The organism is Rhodococcus sp. LB1 (genome assembly GCF_001583455.1).
GTDB lineage: Bacteria > Actinomycetota > Actinomycetes > Mycobacteriales > Mycobacteriaceae > Rhodococcus_F > Rhodococcus_F opacus.
Genome location: NZ_LTCZ01000125.1, coordinates 1 through 18,954, shown reverse-complemented (window position 1 = coordinate 18,954; position 18,954 = coordinate 1). Strand labels below are relative to the sequence as shown.

The 18,954-nt window shown below is 64.1% G+C and carries 17 protein-coding genes; 7 read left to right on the top strand and 10 right to left on the bottom strand.

The features are described from left to right. Window positions 1–180: 180 nt before the first annotated feature. Entirely contained in the window at window positions 181–852 is a 672-nt protein-coding gene (locus AZG88_RS19080) for a GntR family transcriptional regulator (protein ID WP_061698573.1), read from the bottom strand. A 110-nt stretch (window positions 853–962) separates the two neighbouring features. On the opposite strand from AZG88_RS19080, the gene AZG88_RS19075 reads away from it, so the two are divergent. Further along, window positions 963–1,397, top strand: a complete 435-nt coding sequence (locus AZG88_RS19075) for a nuclear transport factor 2 family protein (RefSeq protein ID WP_061698572.1) — start codon at window positions 963–965, stop codon at window positions 1,395–1,397. Between the two features lie 6 nt (window positions 1,398–1,403). After that, on the top strand, window positions 1,404–2,159 hold the full coding sequence (locus AZG88_RS19070; protein WP_063886832.1) for an alpha/beta fold hydrolase: 756 nt from the start codon (window positions 1,404–1,406) through the stop codon (window positions 2,157–2,159). 611 nt (window positions 2,160–2,770) lie between these two features. On the opposite strand, the gene AZG88_RS19065 is transcribed toward AZG88_RS19070, so the two are convergent. Genes AZG88_RS19065 through AZG88_RS19035 form a run of 7 tightly spaced genes read right to left on the bottom strand, consistent with a single transcriptional unit; the run spans window position 2,771 to window position 10,585 of the window. Beyond that, window positions 2,771–3,937: a thiolase family protein gene (locus AZG88_RS19065; RefSeq protein WP_061698570.1), complete on the bottom strand. Its 1,167-nt coding sequence runs from the start codon at window positions 3,935–3,937 to the stop codon at window positions 2,771–2,773. Then, a complete protein-coding gene (locus AZG88_RS19060) occupies window positions 3,934–4,374 on the bottom strand; it encodes a MaoC family dehydratase (protein ID WP_061698569.1) in 441 nt (146 codons plus the stop codon). Before AZG88_RS19060 ends, AZG88_RS19065 begins: the two co-directional genes overlap by 4 nt. Beyond that, entirely contained in the window at window positions 4,304–5,602 is a 1,299-nt protein-coding gene (locus tag AZG88_RS19055) for an MFS transporter (RefSeq protein WP_061698568.1), read from the bottom strand. The genes AZG88_RS19060 and AZG88_RS19055 overlap by 71 nt, the downstream gene beginning before the upstream one ends. Before the next feature lie 20 nt (window positions 5,603–5,622). Beyond that, complete coding sequence (locus AZG88_RS19050; protein ID WP_061698567.1) at window positions 5,623–7,005, bottom strand: MFS transporter; 1,383 nt, start codon at window positions 7,003–7,005, stop codon at window positions 5,623–5,625. Window positions 7,006–7,023: 18 nt separating this feature from the next. Beyond that, window positions 7,024–7,464, bottom strand: a complete 441-nt coding sequence (locus tag AZG88_RS19045; protein WP_061698566.1) for a Zn-ribbon domain-containing OB-fold protein — start codon at window positions 7,462–7,464, stop codon at window positions 7,024–7,026. Continuing rightward, complete coding sequence (locus AZG88_RS19040; protein WP_061698565.1) at window positions 7,461–8,624, bottom strand: thiolase family protein; 1,164 nt, start codon at window positions 8,622–8,624, stop codon at window positions 7,461–7,463. The genes AZG88_RS19045 and AZG88_RS19040 overlap by 4 nt, the downstream gene beginning before the upstream one ends. Then, window positions 8,621–10,585 (bottom strand): AMP-binding protein, encoded by a 1,965-nt coding sequence (locus AZG88_RS19035; RefSeq protein ID WP_061698564.1) that lies wholly within the window; start codon window positions 10,583–10,585, stop codon window positions 8,621–8,623. The genes AZG88_RS19040 and AZG88_RS19035 overlap by 4 nt, the downstream gene beginning before the upstream one ends. A gap of 482 nt (window positions 10,586–11,067) precedes the next feature. Between AZG88_RS19035 and AZG88_RS19030 the strand changes: the two genes are divergently transcribed. After that, window positions 11,068–12,339, top strand: coding sequence for a PucR family transcriptional regulator (locus tag AZG88_RS19030; protein WP_061698563.1), 1,272 nt, complete (start codon window positions 11,068–11,070; stop codon window positions 12,337–12,339). Window positions 12,340–12,593: 254 nt separating this feature from the next. On the opposite strand, the gene AZG88_RS19025 is transcribed toward AZG88_RS19030, so the two are convergent. Next, the gene (locus tag AZG88_RS19025) at window positions 12,594–13,391 is read right to left on the bottom strand and encodes an IclR family transcriptional regulator (protein WP_061698562.1); all 798 of its coding nucleotides are present in this window, start codon (window positions 13,389–13,391) and stop codon (window positions 12,594–12,596) included. A 149-nt stretch (window positions 13,392–13,540) separates the two neighbouring features. Between AZG88_RS19025 and AZG88_RS19020 the strand changes: the two genes are divergently transcribed. From AZG88_RS19020 to AZG88_RS19005, 4 genes are read left to right on the top strand one after another with little or no spacing between them, the layout of a single operon-like run. After that, complete coding sequence (locus tag AZG88_RS19020) at window positions 13,541–14,416, top strand: isocitrate lyase/PEP mutase family protein (protein ID WP_061698574.1); 876 nt, start codon at window positions 13,541–13,543, stop codon at window positions 14,414–14,416. Between the two features lie 17 nt (window positions 14,417–14,433). After that, complete coding sequence (locus tag AZG88_RS19015) at window positions 14,434–15,678, top strand: 3-isopropylmalate dehydratase large subunit (protein ID WP_061698561.1); 1,245 nt, start codon at window positions 14,434–14,436, stop codon at window positions 15,676–15,678. Next, on the top strand, window positions 15,675–16,214 hold the full coding sequence (locus AZG88_RS19010; RefSeq protein WP_061043374.1) for a LeuD/DmdB family oxidoreductase small subunit: 540 nt from the start codon (window positions 15,675–15,677) through the stop codon (window positions 16,212–16,214). Before AZG88_RS19015 ends, AZG88_RS19010 begins: the two co-directional genes overlap by 4 nt. Continuing rightward, complete coding sequence (locus AZG88_RS19005; RefSeq protein ID WP_061698560.1) at window positions 16,211–17,560, top strand: MFS transporter; 1,350 nt, start codon at window positions 16,211–16,213, stop codon at window positions 17,558–17,560. Before AZG88_RS19010 ends, AZG88_RS19005 begins: the two co-directional genes overlap by 4 nt. A gap of 444 nt (window positions 17,561–18,004) precedes the next feature. On the opposite strand, the gene AZG88_RS55595 is transcribed toward AZG88_RS19005, so the two are convergent. Beyond that, window positions 18,005–18,334 (bottom strand): DUF4429 domain-containing protein, encoded by a 330-nt coding sequence (locus tag AZG88_RS55595; protein WP_197436220.1) that lies wholly within the window; start codon window positions 18,332–18,334, stop codon window positions 18,005–18,007. Window positions 18,335–18,954: the final 620 nt, after the last annotated feature.

Here is an 18,954-nt window from a genome sequence, read left to right as displayed (position 1 = left end):
CATCTTCATGGACGCAACCCACGTCGTCATCGCGACTAACAACTGCAACACGCAGTCTTGGGGCCGTCACGGACGGTGGACCAGAACCAGTTCCCACCCACCGTTGTCACTGCCGGCAGGGTGGTCCTGGCGCAGATGGCGTGAAGTCTCAGGCCCGAGGTCCGACTGGATCGCAGTTTGTCAGCGGTCGAGATGGTCCGCGGCCCGTGCGGTCTGGAGGATGTGTTCGTGCGCGGCCCGTCGGGCGTCCTCTGAGTTTTCGCGTTCGATCGCATCGAGAATCGCGCGGTGTTCACGGACGACGTCCGCATAGCGATGCGGCAGGCTGAGTGCTTCAAATCCCAGTAGCCACATGGCGCCGCGGAGGTTCGCCATGGTTGATCTGGTGCGCTCGAGTCCGAGGTACTCGGCCTGGAGGAGGTGGAACCGCTCGTCAAGGTCCAAGAAGGTCTGGGGGTCCTTGGGATTTTCGACGAGTAATTGTTGCTCGTCGAGAAGTCCCCTCAGCTGATCTACCTGCTCGGCCGTTCGCGTGGTTGCTAGACGTCCGGCAACGTATGGCTCCAGCAGTGCACGGAGGTCGAATATTTCAGTGCGCTCGAGCACACTCAACTCACGCAACCGGAATCCGCGTTGGCTTGCAATCTCGATAATGCCTTCACGACTTAGCGAGATGACCGCCTCGCGTACGGGGGTGCGAGACATACCCAGTTGTTCCGCGAGCTCGTTCTCCGAGTACATGACTCCAGACTTGAGAACCCCATCCCGGATTGCCTGCTGAATCTGGAGATACGCCCGGCGCGAGAGGGTTGGGGGACGCTCGACTGCCTGAATACCCGCCAGCTTCGACATGCCGCCACCTTACCTGGGTTTTGGTATGTGACGTACTTGTATACTACACACTAGTTGTACTAGCGTGAGACGTGGCTCACTCGGCCACACCTCACGAACGGAGAAGCTCCATGCCACTGTCCGTCGATGACAAGGTCGCCATCGAGACCTTGTCGAACACGCAAATGCGCTATCTCGATCAGCATGCAGTCGATGAATGGGTCGGCTGTTGGGCTGACGATGGCCGATTCATCGCCACCTATGGCACCTTTACCGGGCACGCGGCCATCAAGGAGTTCATCGTCGGTCATATCGCCGCGGGCAAGGAAGACGGTGCACGCCATCTGATGTCGAACTACGTCATCGAAGGTGATGGTGACCGCGCGACGTCCTACTGCGTGGTCCTCAAGGTGCAGGTGGAAAAGGCGCCGCACATCATCGCCTCCGGGGTCTACAACGACGTTCTCGTCAGGACGTCGCAGGGCTGGAAATTCGAGTCCCGCCAACTCGACGTCGACAACGGGGTGTTCGCCGCGGCAGCGGCCATCGCCGCCGAGCAAGGCTGATCGCCGATGAGTGCACTTGCCGCTGAGCGTTGGGGCAATCGTGGCCCGCGCGTTGTACTCGTCCACGGAAGCCTGAACTCTGCTGCCGCGGCATTCGCGGAACAGCAGGTTCTTGCCGACCGCTATCAACTCGTCGCTCCCTATCGGCGCGGATACGCACCAAGTCCGTCGACTGACCGAGTGGACCCAGACCGAGACGCCGTCGACATCGTTGACCTCCTCGCGGAGGGCGCTCACCTCGTTGGAACCTCCATGGGAGGTGTCGTAGCGATGCGCGCGGCTGCCTTGGCCCCCGAGAAAGTCCGATCACTGACCGTGATCGAGCCCCCCGCACTGCCGAACGGGGCTGGCCGCCCTGCGGCCGACAAACTTGCAACAGCAATACGCGAGCATTTTGAAGCAGCCGATCCCACTGACTTGGAGACATTCGCCGCCGGATTTCTCGAAGTTCTCAACGTGAGGATGCAGTTGCCGTCACCACTGCCGCCGCCTCTCGCTGAAGCTATCGGTAACCTCACCACTGAGCGTCCTTGGCTCACCGGGGTTCCAGTCGACGTGCTCGCTACGACGTCATTTCCCAAGCTGATAGTCACTGGCGGTGGCACACCGGGATTCGAGGATGTCGCTGATGCTCTGGCCGAGGTGTTGCATGCCAAGCGAGTCCTATTCGAGGGTAGTCCACATGCTGTCCAGCGGATCGGTGAGCGGTTCAATAACGAATTGATTGCCCACCTGACTGCCGCTGAGAAGGCAGCGGTATAACGCGTGGTGGTCTGTTCGCCGACCCTTGGGAGCAGGCCACCCCGCCGTTGCCACAGCCACGTAGTGCTCGTCGTCTCGGATAAGCAAGATCGTGATCGCGACAGCGAAGAAAGTGATCACGAACAGGCTCAGAAGCCCAGATTCCGGCTGAGGGTCTCGGCGACGCGATCTGCGAGACCGATCGAGGACCGCAGGCCGTCACGCCCTCGCAGTGATCCTGCGGCGTATTGCGTGCGTCCGCTCCTTCGGACCGGATCGGGAGGAACTGGATCGCGAACATGCCTTTTCAGCACGGCTACCTAGATGTTCGCCGCCGCGTGCCGGTCGCCGCCCCTTGTCGTGAGGACTCTGGATCGAGTGGTCAAACCGGTCAGCGATAAGGTCGGACGTCGCTCCTCGAAGCACCATCCCTCTGTCGACCGAGTGGGCAATCTCCCGCAGGCGGGCGACTTGGTCCGCGTGGCCCGTTCGAAGAGATTGGCAGCGCCGCCGGTGTCGCGGCGGCAACTATGCGATGACCATGGTCATAGTTGCCGCCACCGGCTGATCTCGAACCCGTGCACCAGCGGATGTCGGCGTTAATGCTGCGGATGCGATGTCGGCACGACGGGTCAGTGCTCTGGGAGCCGCAGTAAAACGGCTTGCCCCTGGCCGCCGCCCCCGCAGATTGTGGCAACTCCGAATTCCTGTTGCCGCAGTCGCATTTCGGTGGCGAGAGTCATCAGAATTCGGAATCCGGAGGCGGCCAGGGGGTGGCCGAGGGCGATCGCGCCACCGTTGACGTTGACCCGGTCGAGGTCGATGCCGAGATCGCGGGCGGAGGCGAGGACGACTCCGGCGAAGGCCTCGTTGATTTCCCAGAGCCCGATATCGCCGGTGCTCAGACCGTTCCGGTCGAGTAGGACGCGGGCGGCGGCCGCGGGTTTGAGGTGCAGCGACGGGTCGGGGCCGGCAACGACAACTCGGTCGACGACCTCGACCAGCGGGTCCAGTCCGAGGGAGTCGGCGACACCAAGGGACATCAGCACTCCGGTCGCGGCGGCGTCGGACATCTGCGAGGCATTTCCTGCGGTGATTGTGCCGACCTCGGTGAACGCCGGGCGCAAGGTCGCGAGTTTGGTGGCGGTACTGCGGGGGCGGATGCCTTCGTCCGCGTCGAGGATGTCGGTCAACGTGCGGATCTCCTGTTTGAACCGCCCGGACTCGGTGGCCGCGGCCGCCCGGCGGTGACTGGCGCAGGCGAATTCGTCCTGGTCTGCACGGGTGATGCCGTGCTCTCGGTTCGCCTGGTCGGAGATCTCGCCCATGCCGGAATCGGAGACCGCGCACCACAGTCCGTCGTTGACGAGCAGATCGACCAGTCCGCCGTGCCCCACCTTCGCTGCTGCCCGCATCTGCACGCCGTGCAGGGCGCGGCTCATCGACTCGAAGCCGCCGACAAGGGCGGTGTCGATCTCGCCGCTCCGGATCATCGAGGCCGCCATTCCGGTCGCGGTCAGCGAGGCCAGGCAGACGTCGTTGATGGTGGTGCCCGGCACGGTGGTGGGAACGCCGCCGCGGATCGCGGCGACCCGGGCGGGGTTCTGCCCGTTGCCGGCCTGGACGACGTTGCCGAGGAAGGTGTGGTCGATGTTGACCTGCCCGTCGAGTGGTTCGAGCGCTGCCTGCACGGCTGCGGCGCCGAGGTCGAGCGCCGACAGGTGCGCGAGTGCGCCGCCGAATTTGCCGACGGGCGTGCGGGCCAGTGAGACCAGGACGGGGGAGCCGTCGGGGGTCACTGCGTGGCCTCGCTGGCGAGGTCCATGGTGTAGCACACCGCGGTGCCGTCGAGGACAACGGTGCCGTCGTCGCGGATGACGGTGGTCTTGAGTTCGGTGATCGGCTTGTCCTCACGTGCCGCAGTGACTTCGACCCGCCCGGTGATGATGTCGCCGGGTCGTACGGGTGCCTTGAACGCCCAGTTCACGTTCAAGAACACCGTGCCCGGCCCGGGGAGCTCCTCGGCGACAACGGCGTTGAGGATGGCGCTGGTGATGCCCCCTTGCACGACGATTTCCCCAAACCGGGAAGCTTCGGCGGCAGCCTGGTCGTAGTGCAGGGGGTTGCGGTCGCCGCTGATCTCTGTGAACAGGGCGATGTCGTTGTCACCGACGGTGCGGGAGAGCTCCGCAGTCTGGCCAACTGTCGGGGTGCGGCGAGTCGAGGTGTTGGGCATGGTGTTCCTCCTTGGAATCGTTGTGGGACGCGGGGGTGGTGCGAGCACGCAGAGCTGCCATCGCCACGGCGCCGATCAGCGGTCCGGGGGCGAGGAGCAGGAAGGCGTAGCGCCAACCGATGAGGTCGGCGGTGACGGGGACGAGTTGGATCGTTACGACGGTGAGCAGGAACCCGATCGCTGTCTGCGCGGTGAGGGCGGTGCCGACGAATCGGGAGTCGGCGGTTTCGCTGAGCGAGGTGGAGAACACCCCGGAGTCGGCGATGACGGCGGCACCCCACACCAGCAGAAACGCGAGGAGCACACCGGTCGGCGCAGTGAAGAACAACGGGGACAGGACACAGCACGCGCCGCTGATCACCAGTGCTGTCACTGCGGCGGGGGAGCGGCCGAACCGGTCCGATGCCCACCCGCCGAGCAGGCAGCCCGCGATGCCGGCGAGACCGATCGCGGCGAACGCGATGATGCTGGTGGTGGTGGTGACCGGGCCGGTGCCGCGTTGTTCGCGGCCGGCGAGGACGAACATCGACATCCAGGTCCACAAGGCGTAGAGCTCCCACATGTGTCCGAAGTAGCCGATATTCGCCAGCCGGGGTCCGCGTTCGCGGAACATGGCGATCGCGTACCGCGCGCTGGGGGTGATCGGCCGGGTGTCCAGGTGCGGGCCGGAGATGATCAGGAGGACGGCGATGAGGGCACCGATTGCGGTGAGGACGGCCGCGGCCATCATCACCGTCCTCCAGGGCAGCGGGCCGAGTCCGCTGATCAGGTGGGGCAGAGCGGAACCGAGGGTAAGGGCTCCGAGCAGCACCCCGAACGCACGGCCCCGGTCGGTCGATTCCGACCAGGAGGCCATGAGTTTCATGCCAACCGGGTACACACCTGCGAGCAGGACGCCGGTGAGAAATCTCAGCGGGATTGCCGCCGAGAGGTTGTTTACGAATAGGGCCAGCGCCGCGGTGCACACTGCGGCACCGAATGCGCTGGCGGCAAGCAGGTACTGGGGCGCGATCCGGTCGGCAAGGTTGAACAGGGTGGAGGTGACCGCCCCGGCGACGAATCCGATCTGCACCGAAGCGGTCAGCCAGACCGCGGCCGTCGACCCGATACCCCATTCCGACCGCAGGTTGGGGACCACGGCGGTGGCGGAGAACCAGACACACAGTCCCAGCACCTGGACAGCGGCGATGAGGGCGCGTTGCTGATTGGTCGACGGCGCGGTGATCATGGAGGTGATGACTTTCTATTTCAGGACCGGCTGGTCAGGACGTTGCCGGCATCGTGCACGTCGGACTGGCCGGCGGAAGGGAAGTCGGCGGAGCCTGGGTTTCCGCGTCTGCGGTTCCCGCGGTGGGTTTCCGGGGAGAAGTACGTGGCGATGATCGTGATCACGCTCAGCCCCACCATGTACAGGGCGACCGGCCAGGGGCGGTTGTCGGCGAGCCCGAGCAGCAGCACCGCCAGGACCGGGGACAGTCCACCGGCGAGCAGGGAGGCCATCTGGTAGCCGACCGAGGCTCCGGTGTACCGGAGTTCGGGTTCGAACAGCTCCGACATGAACGCCGCCTGCGGGCCGTACATGAGGTCGTGGAAGACCAATCCGATCACGATCGACGCCCAGATCAGCAGGGAGCTCTTGGTGTCCATGAGCAGGAAGAACGGGAACGCGAACAGCGCCGAGAGGACCGCGCCGATCAGATACACCCGACGGCGACCGTACTCGTCGGACAGGCGACCGAAGAACAGGATGGTGAACATGCTGACCACGGACGCGGCGAGGACACCGATGAGCGCAACCGAGCGGGGGAGTTCTAGGACGGTGGTGACGTAGGTCAGCGCGAAGACCGTGATGATGTAGAAGATCGCGTTCTGTGACATCTTGATTCCGACGGCGAGGAGGACCTGCTTCCACTGCTTGCGGAACACCTCGACGATCGGGAATTTCGCGATGTGCCCGTCGTCCTTGGCCTTCTGGAAGTCGGGGGTCTCTTCCATCTTCAACCGGATCAGCAGACCGATCGCGATCATCACGGAGGAGGCGAGGAACCCCACGCGCCAACCCCAGGTCATGAACGCTTCGTCGGACAGGGTCAGCGTCAGGCTCATGAAGACCCCGTTGGCCAACAGCAGTCCGGCAGGAACACCGGCCTGTGGCCATGCGCCGAACAGTCCGCGTCGACTCGGGGGTGCGTGTTCGACCGCGACCAGGACGGCGCCGCCCCATTCGCCGCCGACACCGAATCCCTGCACGATGCGGAGGACGAGCAGCAGGATCGGCGCCAATATCCCGGCGACCGCGAAGGTCGGGAGCACCCCGATGAGGGTGGTGGCGACACCCATGATCATCAAGGAGGACACCAGCATCGCCTTGCGGCCGATGCGGTCACCGAAGTGCCCCATGATGACACCGCCGAGGGGGCGGGCGATGAATCCGGCCGAGTAGGTCAGCAGCGCCAGCAGTGTGCCGGTCAGTGGGGAGTAGGAGGGGAAGAACAGATGCGGGAAGACCAGTGCGGCCGCGGTGCCGTAGAGGTAGAAGTCGTACCACTCGATCGTGGTGCCGATGAAGCTGCCCAGACGCGCCCGCCGTTGCATGTCGGCGCTCGAGGTTTGGGGGGTGGAGGTGGTCATGGCGATGTCCGTCCGTTGTCAGGATCGCGGTAGGGAGTTGTGGGGGTGGAATTGCAGCGGGGGCTGCTCGGATCCAGGGATGTTCGGTGCGAGCTGCACCCGCTGGCCGACGTGCACGGTTGCCGGGTCGCAGTCGATGATGTTGGTCATCATGCGGGGGCCCTCGTCGAGTTCGACCAGGGCCAGGACGTAGGGGGTGTCCTGTTCCCATGCCGGGTGGCCGGGTTTGCTGACCACAGTGAACGTCCAGACGGTGCCGGTGCCGGCGGCTCGGATCCAGTCGAGGTTTTCCGACCAGCAGCTCCGGCACATCCCGGCGGGGTAGTGCTGGCAGCGCCGGCAGTCCTCACACTGTTGGATCCACAGTTCACTGTCGGCGGCGCACTTCCAGTACGGCTCGGTCACGGTCGTGGTCACCGGACCCGGCCGCGGCACCGCACGGGCAACTGTCGTGGTCATGTGTTCGCTCCTCCTAGCACTAGTGCGACTTCCTCGCTCATCGTGGCGCCGTTGCCGGTCACCAACGCCAGCTCGGCGTCGGCGACCTGACGTGGGCCAGCGGCGTGCCGCAGCTGCCGCACCGCTTCGATGATGTGGGTCATGCCGCCTGCGAGATCTGCTTGACCGCAGGCTAATTGGCCACCATTTGTGTTCACCGGGAGCGAGCTGGTCGCGGAGAAGTCGTGCTCGGCGACCCACTGCCCGCCCTCGCCTTTGGTGCAGAGTCCGGCGTCTTCGGCGGTGATGGCGACGACGATGGAGTAGCAGTCGTAGATCGAGAGGAAGTCGAGATCGGACGGTCCTACCTGCGCCATCCGGTAGGCGTCGGCGATGGCCGGTGCCAGCGGGGAGGTGGTCAGGTTCGGTGCCTGGCTCAGGGCGCGGTGGGTGACGCGCTCGCCCGCGCCGAGTAGATACACCGGTGGGTGTGGGTAGTCGGCGGCCCGCTCGGCGGAGGTGACCACCAGGGCGGTGGCGCCGCCGCACGGCATGACCATCTCGAACAGACGCAGCGGTGACATCACCATCGGCGAGGACAACACGTCGTCGACGGTCAACGGCTTGCCGTAGAACACGGCATCCGGGTTGAGTTGGGCGTTCGCGCGTTCCTTGACCGCTACGTTCGCGAGTTGCTCGGGGGTGGTGCCGAACTCTGCCATGTGCTTTTGCGCGATCATCGCGTAGGCCTGATTCGCGCCGCTGGCCCCATAGGGGACGTCGAACTCCCGGATCGGGTTGCGGTTCGGGGACCGGGGCACCCGGTCGGGCTTGCGGGTATTGCCCAGCACGCACAGCACGGTCTCGCACATGCCGGCGTTGATGGCGGCGGCCGCACGCCAGACCATCCCTGCGCCGGCGGCACCGCCCAGGTCGACGACGTCGGCGAATCGTGGTTGCAAGCCGAGGTATTCGGCGATGGTGGCAGGCACGTGTTGCGGGGTCTCGCCGACTTGTGGGCCGCAGATGACGCCGTCGATCGCCGACGGTGTCAGGCCGGCGTCGGCGACCGCGGCCCGGCATACCTGCGCGATAATTTCGAGCGTGGAGACGCCGGGGGTAGTGCGCCGGGCCGGCACCTCGGCAGTACCGATGATCGCCCCGAGCTTGCGTGCGCTCATGAGAGGGTCCTGATCAGATCGAGGGCGGCGGGATCGTCGAGGGAGGACGTGTCACCGGATGGGTTGCCGAGATAGACAGCCCGGATCACCCGGCGCAGGATTTTCCCACTGCGGGTACGGGGAAGGGAGTCGACGATGTGCACCTGCTTGGGGGTCAGAGGCTTTCCAAGTTGCCGTCCGACTTCGGCGGCAATGGTGGCCGGAAGCTCGGCGTGCTCACCCTGCTTGGCTTCGGCGACCCGGGCGAACACCACCAGTGCTTCGCCCTTGATGTCGTCGGGGACGCCGATCGCGGCGGACTCGACGACCTGGTCGACGCCGTTGACGACGGATTCGACCTCCGCCGGGCCCAATCGTTTTCCGGCGATCTTGAGGGTGTCGTCGCTGCGGCCGCGCACGTACCAAATGTCATTGTCATCGACCTCGACCCAGTCGCCGTGGTACCAGGTGCCGTCCCACCGGTTCCAGTAGGTGCTGTAGTAGCGGTCGGGGTTGGCCCAGAAGGTCAGCGGCATCCCCGGGGACGGCTGTCGTAGGGCCAGTTCACCGAGCCCGCGGGCGAGACTGCGGCCGTCGCTGTCGACGATGTCCGCACCCATTCCGGGCAAGGGTCCGGCGAACCCGCAGGGGTGGATGGGTTGTGCGGTGGTGTTCGACAGGATGGCCCCCGACACTTCGGTTCCGCCGCTGTAGTTGATGATCGGGATGTGCCCACCGCCGACCCGGGAGTAGAGCCACTCGTACGCATCCGGGGTCCAGGCCTCACCGCTCGAGGCCAGCACCCGCAACTGGCCGGTGTCGATCGGCACCTCGGGGTGGGTGTCCTTGTCCATCAGCGACCGGATGAGGGTCGGGGAGACTCCCATCATGGTCACGCCGAGTTCGCGGACCATGTTCCAGATGCGGTCGGTGTCCGGCCAGTCCGGGGTGCCGGCATAGAGAGCGACGGCGCTACCGGCGATCAGACCACCGAGCACGATGATCGGACTCATGATCCAGCCCGGATCGGTGATCCAGGTCGACACGTCGCCCGGACCGATATCGAAGCTGAACGCGGCATCGCTACCGGCCTTGACGGCGAACCCGGCGTGACCGAGAACCACACCCTTCGGTGCCCCGGTGGTGCCAGAGGTGAATGCAATGAGCATCGGGTGATCGGTGGGGCACTCGGCGGCGGCGACGGGCTCCTCGGTGGTGCCGGTGCCCAACTCGTCCCAGTGCACCGGTCCGGGCAGATCAACAGGCAGCGTGTGCGCCAGCAATGGGACCACGATTGTGGTGGTCAGAGTCCCGAGGTCGGCGAGGGCGGTGGGCAGATCAGCCGGTATCGCGACCTCACGGCCGCGGCGGTGGAACCCATTGGACATGACGTGGGCCTTCGCGCCGGCGATGCGCAATCGATCGATTACCGCCGCCGTGCCGAAACCGGAGAAGATCGGGACCGAGATCGCCCCGATCTTCGCGCAGGCCAGTTGCGCGACCGCGGCTTCGCGCACCATCGGCAATTGGATGCCGACGGTGTCCCCGAACCCGATACCAGCGTCGATCAATCCCCGCGCAACACGGTCAATCTCGAGGGAAAGCTGGGAGAACGTCCACCGTCCGCTGCTGCCGTCCTCGAGCTCCCAGGACAGCGCGGTGTCGTTGCCTCGTCCGGCTCGGATCCAGCGGTCGACCGCGTTGTCGGTGATGTTCAGCGCCCCGCCGGGAAACCACTTGGTCCTGTGCGGGACGTCGAATTGGTCGAACACACCGGACGGTTCACTCTGCCACTCGAGTTGGAGCCAGTCTGCGACGCAGCCCCAGAACCACCCGGGGTCCTCGTTCGCCGCCGCACCCAGCTCGTCGATATTCGTGCATCCGACGTGCTGGGCGAATGCCAGGATCCGACTGCGATCGAGTTCGAGTTGACCCGGCTGCCACACCAGATCATCAATGTCCGACAAGGGGATAGTGGTCACAACATCTCCTACGTTTATGAGCTGAGTCACATGGGTGATCTGCTGGGGAAGACGTTAGGAGTGACGACCGTGATACGTCGCTACGCAAAAAGGAGAACTTCACCGCCCTGGTTTGCAAAATCGGCAATCCGGCCGAGGTTCTCGGACGGCCGCGGAGGAAGAACGCCTCCCGCCGGCGGACCTGTGGAGGCAATAAGGCACGAAGGGGTCATTTCGATGAGGTTGCCCTGTCCGGCGATCGTCCGCCGAACCTCCAGGTCGAGTCTTTTAACCGGGGTGGCCCCGTCATCTACCGCCTGGGTGGGAGTGCACTTGCATGCACGATTCTTTCCCGGAACACCATCACGGCCGGAATGGGAGGGACAGATGCTTGCGGCGGCAAGACCTCCTTGGCCTCGGTGTGGACCTTGGCGAACACCACGTCCGGGTGTTTGCCTCCCGCCACTGTTTGGCTATGAGACCGACCATGCAAGGATTCTGATATGGCGGAGCAGTCCGGGGACGATGCACGAAGCGACCTTGACGAGGCCGCTTTGCAGCAGATGACCAATGAGCTCATCGACCACCTACATCGCCGGGCCCACCAGATCGGCGAACTAATCGCTCAGCGATACCGAGAAAGCATCGTCGAATACCGTTCTCTTCCTGATGGTTTCATCGATCAAGATGTCGCACCCACGGCGCGCGCGAATCTCGAGGCGATGCTTGCCAGCCTCACCGACGACCATGATGCGGTCTCCGATCAAGACGAGACCGCCGCCCGATACGCGCCGTTCCGCGACAGTGCGGTGCGCCGGTTCCATCAGGGTGTTCCCGTGCAGGCTCTGCTTCACGCCTATCGGCTGTGGGGCCACACCGTGTGGGAGCAGGTTCGTCAAGCCCCACAAATCCGGAACAACCCCGAGCTGGGCCTGGTGGTGGCCGGCAAGATCATGCGCCACGTCGACCTGGTGTCCACCGCGGTCGCCCAGGCGTACCTCGAAGAAGCCTCCGGCGTCATCAGGGACCGCGAAGTCGTCCGGCGTGACCTGCTCGAGGCCCTCATCTCCGGCAACCCCTCACAGGAACGTATCGACCGGCTCTCGCAATACTTCGGACTGCCGACGACTGCTCGATACACCGTGGTCCTCGTGCGCAGTCGGCAACTGTCCCAATCGTCTCCAGAATCGCTCAGAAAGACGCTTGGGACCGTGCGAGACCATCTGCACCCCACCGAAACCGGATTCCTCACGGGCGTCCGTGACGAAGAGGTCGTTGCGATCTATCCCCTCCATCAGGCAAGCAGCCAGCACGAGATGCTCAGGGCGCAGGCGGACGCGCTCGCAGCCGAGCTCCCCCGGTATCTCGTCGGCGTCAGCCGCACGCATACCGGCCTCGCGACCGTTTCGTCTGCCTACAGCGAAGCTCAGGACGCCATCACGTCGACGCAGGTCACCGCCGAAAAGAGGGCGCACTTCTACGCGGACGCCATGCTCGATCACATCGTCGAATCCAGCCCGTTCAAGAGCGTCCTGTACGAAGAAGTCATCGAGCCTCTCGAGCAGTACGACCGGGACCACCGCGCCGACCTGCTCGTGACTCTGCGGGCGTACTGCGCTTCGGGATTCAACCTGTCTGTCACGGCGAAAGTGCTTATCGTGCAACCGAACACGGTGCGATATCGGCTCAAACGTATTCACGAGCTCACTGGTCAGGATCCCTTCGTGTCCAACAACCTCATCCTCTTGGCGCTGGCGCTCCGCGCGGCACCGTAGAGGGCGTCCGGGCCAGGCGGCTCCAGCAGTGCTGAGCTCTACCCGCACCACTCTGTCGGAGTCGCGATCGAACCGGTGGCAGCAGAGCTCGGAGCGGCTCGTGAAGCTCGGGGCCGAGGCGCGGCGACCGGGTTTCGTCGAGATCGGGTCGACCCCGGACCTTTCCTGGCGGACGGCGATGTAGTCGACGATCACCGTCGTCGGTCGGTCACGCTGGGGCACTTCTTCGGCGTGGTTCCCGGTAGGTGTCGTTGTCAGTTCTGCTGTGGCAGTGCCTCCGCGACTCTGGTGAGCCGGGCTGCGGCGTCGCGCACTCGTTCGATCTTCTCGGTGAGAGCAGCACCTTCGAACGCCTCGACGCGCCCGCCGATGCTTATGGATGCCACGACGGATCCGCTGCGGCCGAGGATCGGCGCGGCCACCGCGGCGACGCCGGGCAGGTAGTCGGAGTTGCTGATCGAGTATCCGGCCTCCTTCACTGCATCGAGGTGTTCGGCCAGTTCGGCCGTGTCGGTCAGTGTCCGGTCGGTGAACGATGGAAGACCGTCTCGGATCCATCTCTGCCGCAGTTCTTTCGAGTGGGCAAGCATGACTATTGGACCGGCGGCGGCATGGTAGGGCATCACCGATCCGATGTTGATCCCGGCGACGACAAGTGGGTTGCTTCCTTCGAGCCGGTCGATGCATACTGCGCCCTCTTCGGCCGGAACCATCAAATACGCGGTGTCGCCGAATGTGTCGGCAAGGTCGACCATGAACGGTCTTGCCGCAGTGCGAATATCGAGCTGGACGAGTGCGGCGGAGCCGATCTCGAACATTGGCATCGCGACGCGATACGAGCCCTCGGCGGTGCGATCGATCCAACCCGCGTGAATGAGGGTCGTCATGAGGCGATGCACTGTGGTCTTGTTCATGCCGCTTGCCGACGTGAGGTCGTTGAGGGTCCAGGTCGGTCGAGCGGCGTCGAAATGCTCGAGCAGGCTGCAAGCCTTCAGGACGGCTCCGACGATGTCGCGGCCGGCTTGGGGTTCGGACTCGATGGGCGCAGCCACTGGTTCTCACTTCCGTTTCGACGCGTGATTGGTCTCGTCATCATACGAACAGGGATCAGGGGGCCTGTGTTGACATGTGACGCCTACCACTCTAGCGTCGATTTGACGAAATGCGGAATGCATTCCGCAATGCGAAACGGATGGTGGACATGACGGTAACGACCCCAACTCTCAAAGAACTCACATCACGCGGGCTCGTCTACGCGCCCGGTGTATGGGACGGGCTGACCGCGCGGCTCGCCGAACAGGCCGGATTCAGCGCTTTGTGCGCGTCGGGCTTCGCCGTGTCCGCAGCCCTCGGACTCCCGGACGCCGAGCTGTACACGATGACGGAGAACCTTCAGGCCGTCCGCACCATCCGCGAATCGTCCAAGCTCCCGCTGGTAGTGGACATCGACACCGGGTATGGCAACGCCGTCAATGCTGCACGAACCGCCGCGAAGTTCGTCGACGCAGGGGCACAGGGGATGTTCATCGAGGATCAGGTCTCGCCAAAGTCGTGCCCGATCTGCGTCGGCGAGCCCGTCGAGCTCGTTGACGTCGCCGAAGCGACCGGCAAGATCCGCGCAGTCCGTGATTCGATTCCGGATCACGTGCTGCTGATCGCCCGCACGGATTCACGGGGCGACGACGCCATCAGTCGGGCGCAAGCGTACGTGAACGCAGGAGCGGACATGATCATGCCTGTCACCAAGACCTTCGAGACCGTCGAGGAGTGGGAGCGGTGCCACGACGAGGTCGGTGTCCCACTGATGGCGACCCTGACCGCGTCGACATGGACTGAACGAGACTTCACCCCGGAGGTGCTCGATCGGATCGGCGTGCGTCTCGCCCTTCTCCCGACACAGGTGCTGATGGCCGTCACCGGCGCCGCCCAGGAGGCACTGCGGCGGCTCGCTCGAGGAGAGGCGCCGACCTCCGTAAGCGCCGATGCGCTCTCGCATCACGAGTTCGTCGATCTGATCGGATTTCCCGAAGTCGAAGCCATGCAACGTAAGTACCTTCCTGCAGAATCGAAGCGGTGATCGCCTTGGGTTATACGATGGTGGAGAAGATCCTCGGCCGCACCTGCGAGAGTGGAACGGTACGTGCCGGCGAGAATCACGCGGTTCGCCCGGCGCGCATGATCGCGTATGACTTCCCGGGTTACACCGACGTCATGTTCCGCCAGATGCGCGAGGACTTCGGCATCACCGAGCTGTCCGATCCCAGTAGCTACGTCGTGTTCATCGATCACATGTTGACGAAGAACAACGACAAGGAGGCCGAAGTCCACAAGGTGACGCGTGACTGGTGTGAGTTCTACGGCATCGAACTGCACGAAGGTCGCGGGATTGGACACCAACTTACAGCCGAGCTCGGTTTGGCGATTCCAGGCGACTTCCTCGTGCACTTCGACGGGCACATCAGCGGTGTCGGAGCGTTCGGCGCTCTCGGCTGGGGAATCCGACGTGACCTTATCGAGGCGTGGGTGACCGGCAAGCTGTACGTCGACATTCCGGCGACGACGCGATTCGACCTCGTCGGCGGGTTCTCGCCCGGCGTCGACAGTCGCGATCTCGTGCACACGATCATCGATCTGGTGGGTGCAGACGGTTGTGCGCATCAAGTTATGGAATTCGGCGGTCCCGGCGCGCGATCGATGAAGATCGATCATCGTCAGGGACTGTGTGGGATGGCGATGTTCACCGGCGCCGTGTCGGCGGTGTTCGAGCCCGACGAGACCTCGCTCGCCTACGCGAACGAAGTTGCCCGCGAGTCGTTCGAGCCCGTGTATCCCGATTCGGATGCCACCTACGCGGCCCGCCACACTATCGATCTCGCGTCCGTGGTGCCCCGTGTGGTTCAACCCGGCTCGGCGCGCGCGGCGAACACGAAAACCGCAAAGGAAATGTCTGGTACACCGATCACGAAGGCGTTCATCGGATCCTGCGCGAGCGGGCGGATCGAGGACCTGCGGGCCGCGGCTCTCGTTCTAGACGGACGGACGGTGGCTCCCGGCGTGGAATTGAACGTCGTACCCACATCCCAGAAGGTGCACGAACAGGCGGAGAACGAGGGCATTCTCGACGTGCTGCGTGCCGCTGGAGCCACCATCGCCGTGTCGAGCTGCGACTTCTGCTTCGGCTACCAGAAACCACTGCAGGCGGGGGAGAACTGCATCTCCACCGGCGTGCTGAACATTTCGGGAAGGATGGGAAGCTCGGACGCCAACATCTACATGGGATCGCCGTACACCGTGGCAGCAAGCGCTCTCGCCGGCGCGATACAGGAGTCCGTCCAATGAGCGCCTACCCCCCACCCCCGGACATCATCGACGGCAAAGTTGCCTGGATCTTCGGTGACGACTTCGACATCGATCTCGTCGTGGGAGTGTCCAACATCAAGTCATACGATCCCGACCATCTTCGGTCGGTCTGCATGACGGCCTACGACCCGGGGTTCGTCGAGCGAGTACGGCAGGGCGACATCATCGTCGGTGGCCGTAACTTCGGATACGGCCACCCCCACTACCCACCGATGGTCGCGCTCCGTAACGCCGGAATCGCGGCGATCGTCGCCGAGTCGTTCTCGCCCGGCTTCTGGAGAGGCGAGACGTTCAACGGAATGCCGCTCATCACCGTTCCTGGCATCTCCACGGCCGTGGCGACCGGTGATGCCGTGACCCTGGACTGGCGCACCGCCACCCTACGAACCGCGGACGGTGCCGAACTCGTCGGCACTGCCCCCAACGCTCGGACCGTCCAGGTCATCGAAGCGGGCGGCTCGTACGAACTTCTGATGGCAGAACATTCCCTCCCACAGCAAGGACAGGCGCGATGACGAAGGTGGACCATCCCCCCGCTCGCTCAGGGCACGGCGAGGCCGGCGCAGATACGGTCGGCTCGTCGCGGGCGTCGAGCTCCAACGCGCGGCGCGCTGCCATCGCAGGCGGCGTCGGCACCCTGATCGAGTACTACGACTTTGCGGTCTACGGCTTCCTCGCCGTCGTGATCGCGCCGCTGTTCTTCCCCTCAACCAGCCCCGGCGTCTCGATTCTGGCGACGCTCGCCGTCTTCGGTGTCGCCTACGTCGCCCGACCCCTCGGTGGAATCTTCTTCGGCCGCCTCGGTGACCGTCGCGGACGCAGATCCGCTCTCGTCATCACCGTCGTCTGTATGGGTCTCGCCTGCGGGATCCTCGGACTGCTGCCGACATACTCGTCGGTAGGGTTCCTGGCGCCCATCCTCTTGGTGATCATTCGGCTGGCACAGGGATTCTCGGCAGGCGGCGAGATCGGCGGAGCGGCAACGTACATCGCGGAGTCCGCGCCGCCGAGCCGTCGTGGATTCTTCGGCTCGTTCACCCCGATCGGCTCGACTCTCGGGTTCGCCGTCGCAGCCGCAGTAGTTGGACTCGTCGCGCTCGGTACCACCGACGAGCAGATGTCCTCATGGGGGTGGCGCATCCCGTTCCTGCTGGCGTTGCCGCTCGCAACGATCTGTCTCCGCGTTCGGCTGAAGCTGGAAGACAGTCCCGAGTTCGAAGAAATGGCCGAGAAGAACCAAGTCACCAAGAGTCCACTTTCCGACGTCGTCAAGAAGAACCCGCTGTCGGTCCTGCGCGTCGTCGGTATCGCGATCGCGATGAACGGCTCCGGCTATATCGGTCTCACGTACTTCAGCGTGTACCTGATCAAAGATCTCGGGTTCTCGAAAGATGCGGTGTACTGGACGTCTGCGATTAGTATCGCGTTGGCATGTGCGACGTTCCCACTCAGTGGAATGCTGACCGACCGGTACGGACGTAAGCCGGTTCTCCTCGGCGGCTACCTCGCGTACATCGTCATCGCACTGCCGGCGTTCATGATTCTGGGCGCCACGGCGAGCATCGTCGTGGTCGGAGCCGTGTACTTCCTTTACATGGTGCTCAACGGAGTGGTGCAGGTACCGGCATTCCCGTTGTTCACGGAACTCTTCCCGCGTTCGGTTCGGTACACCGGTGTGTCCCTCGGCTTCAACATCGGCACAATCGCAGCAGGCGGCACCGCGCCCTATGTTGCAGCCCAGCTCGTCGAGTCGACCGGAAACAGCATGTCCCCTGCATATTGGGTGATGGGAGTCTCCGCAATCGGCGTCGCCACCGTGCTGACGATCCGCGAAACGGGGAAGTCCTCGCTCCCCGTTTGATAGCGCGATATGGGCCGCGGCGTCGGCTCGGGCGACATGGGAGACCGGCACGGATATCGACGACGAAGTCGTGAAGCTGAGGTCCCGCCGCAGGGTGGCACGACTCGCATTTCTACCCAACAACAATGTTGGGTAGGGGTGTATGGCGAGGGTGAAGGCACGCCGAAACAGACCAAACTCCGAAGCTAGGAGGCAATGCTCGACAGTGAATAGCCTCGGCACACCACCAAGGACTCGGAATGGCGACCGACTCACTATGCGGTGGGGTAACGATCGTATACGATCACGAGCGCGCTACAGCCGTCAGCGCTTGACGTGCTGCAGGTGTGAGGGCACAGGGCTATCCGCAACGTCGTGGACGAACGTCCGGGCCGTAAGCGTTGCGAAGTCCTCATGGTGGTATCGCAATGGTTTCGGTGCTGGCCATCACCGAAGTTGTTCGCCTCAGTGAAGGTTGAGGTCTGCGGCATCGTTTTTGTTGTACCCAACTCGTCCACGCAGGATCAGTCGCATCTGGGCGGGCTTGGACGCTGTGGCCTCGCGCCAGGAGATTCCCTCTATAGCTGCGACTGGCACCGTCCATGGCGACGCGGCGCGCTTCTTCTTCGGCTGCCGCCAGTGCGTGTGTTCGAAGGTTACGGTTCCTGCGACATCATCGAACGTGGCGGTGGATCCAGTGCCAGCGTAGGTATGAACGGACGTGTGTATCAAACCAGAACGAGCGGGGGAAGTTGATGTCAACGGCGTCGCAGTCGGATCCGTATTGTGACGCACGGGCTCGCTGGTGATGCGGGCGTGGATCGCGAGGTGAGTGAGCGTTCTACTGTGGGATTCCGACGATTCAGGCCATCGTGCATGGTTCCTTTTGACGAAGATACGCGGGATTGGGCCCGGCGGAGAATGGCGGGTATGGCGGAGGGTCGTTTGTCGGCGGCGTCACGTCCATGGCGCGGTGACGCGCCATACCCGCGACCGCGCGCGGAGGTTGTCGAATCCTTGCTCCGGAATGTTCGCTTCTTCTGTGTTTCGCAGCTCCATCGCACTGCTCCGCCCCTGCGCGACCACGATCCCCGGATTTGAAGGCTCTTACACCAGCCTTCGTGGAGTCGTTATATGGGTAGTGCTGTCCTCCAACAACTTCCTGTTCGTGCCCGACCCCGACCACGCCCTGTTGAAGGTAGAGATGGAGGTCTGGATCTGGTGATGATCAATTCGCGCGAAGGACGTCGTCGGCTAGCCACTGGTTGTGGTATCGCGAGTACAGGCATTTACTCTCGCTCAGTAGCTGATCGGCGAGAGCCGCAGCTGGTCGCTCCCAGGGTAGGCCGGCAGGGAACGCCGCGTTCGACGCGAACACCTCCGTGGACAGACTGACGAGAAATGATCAATACCTG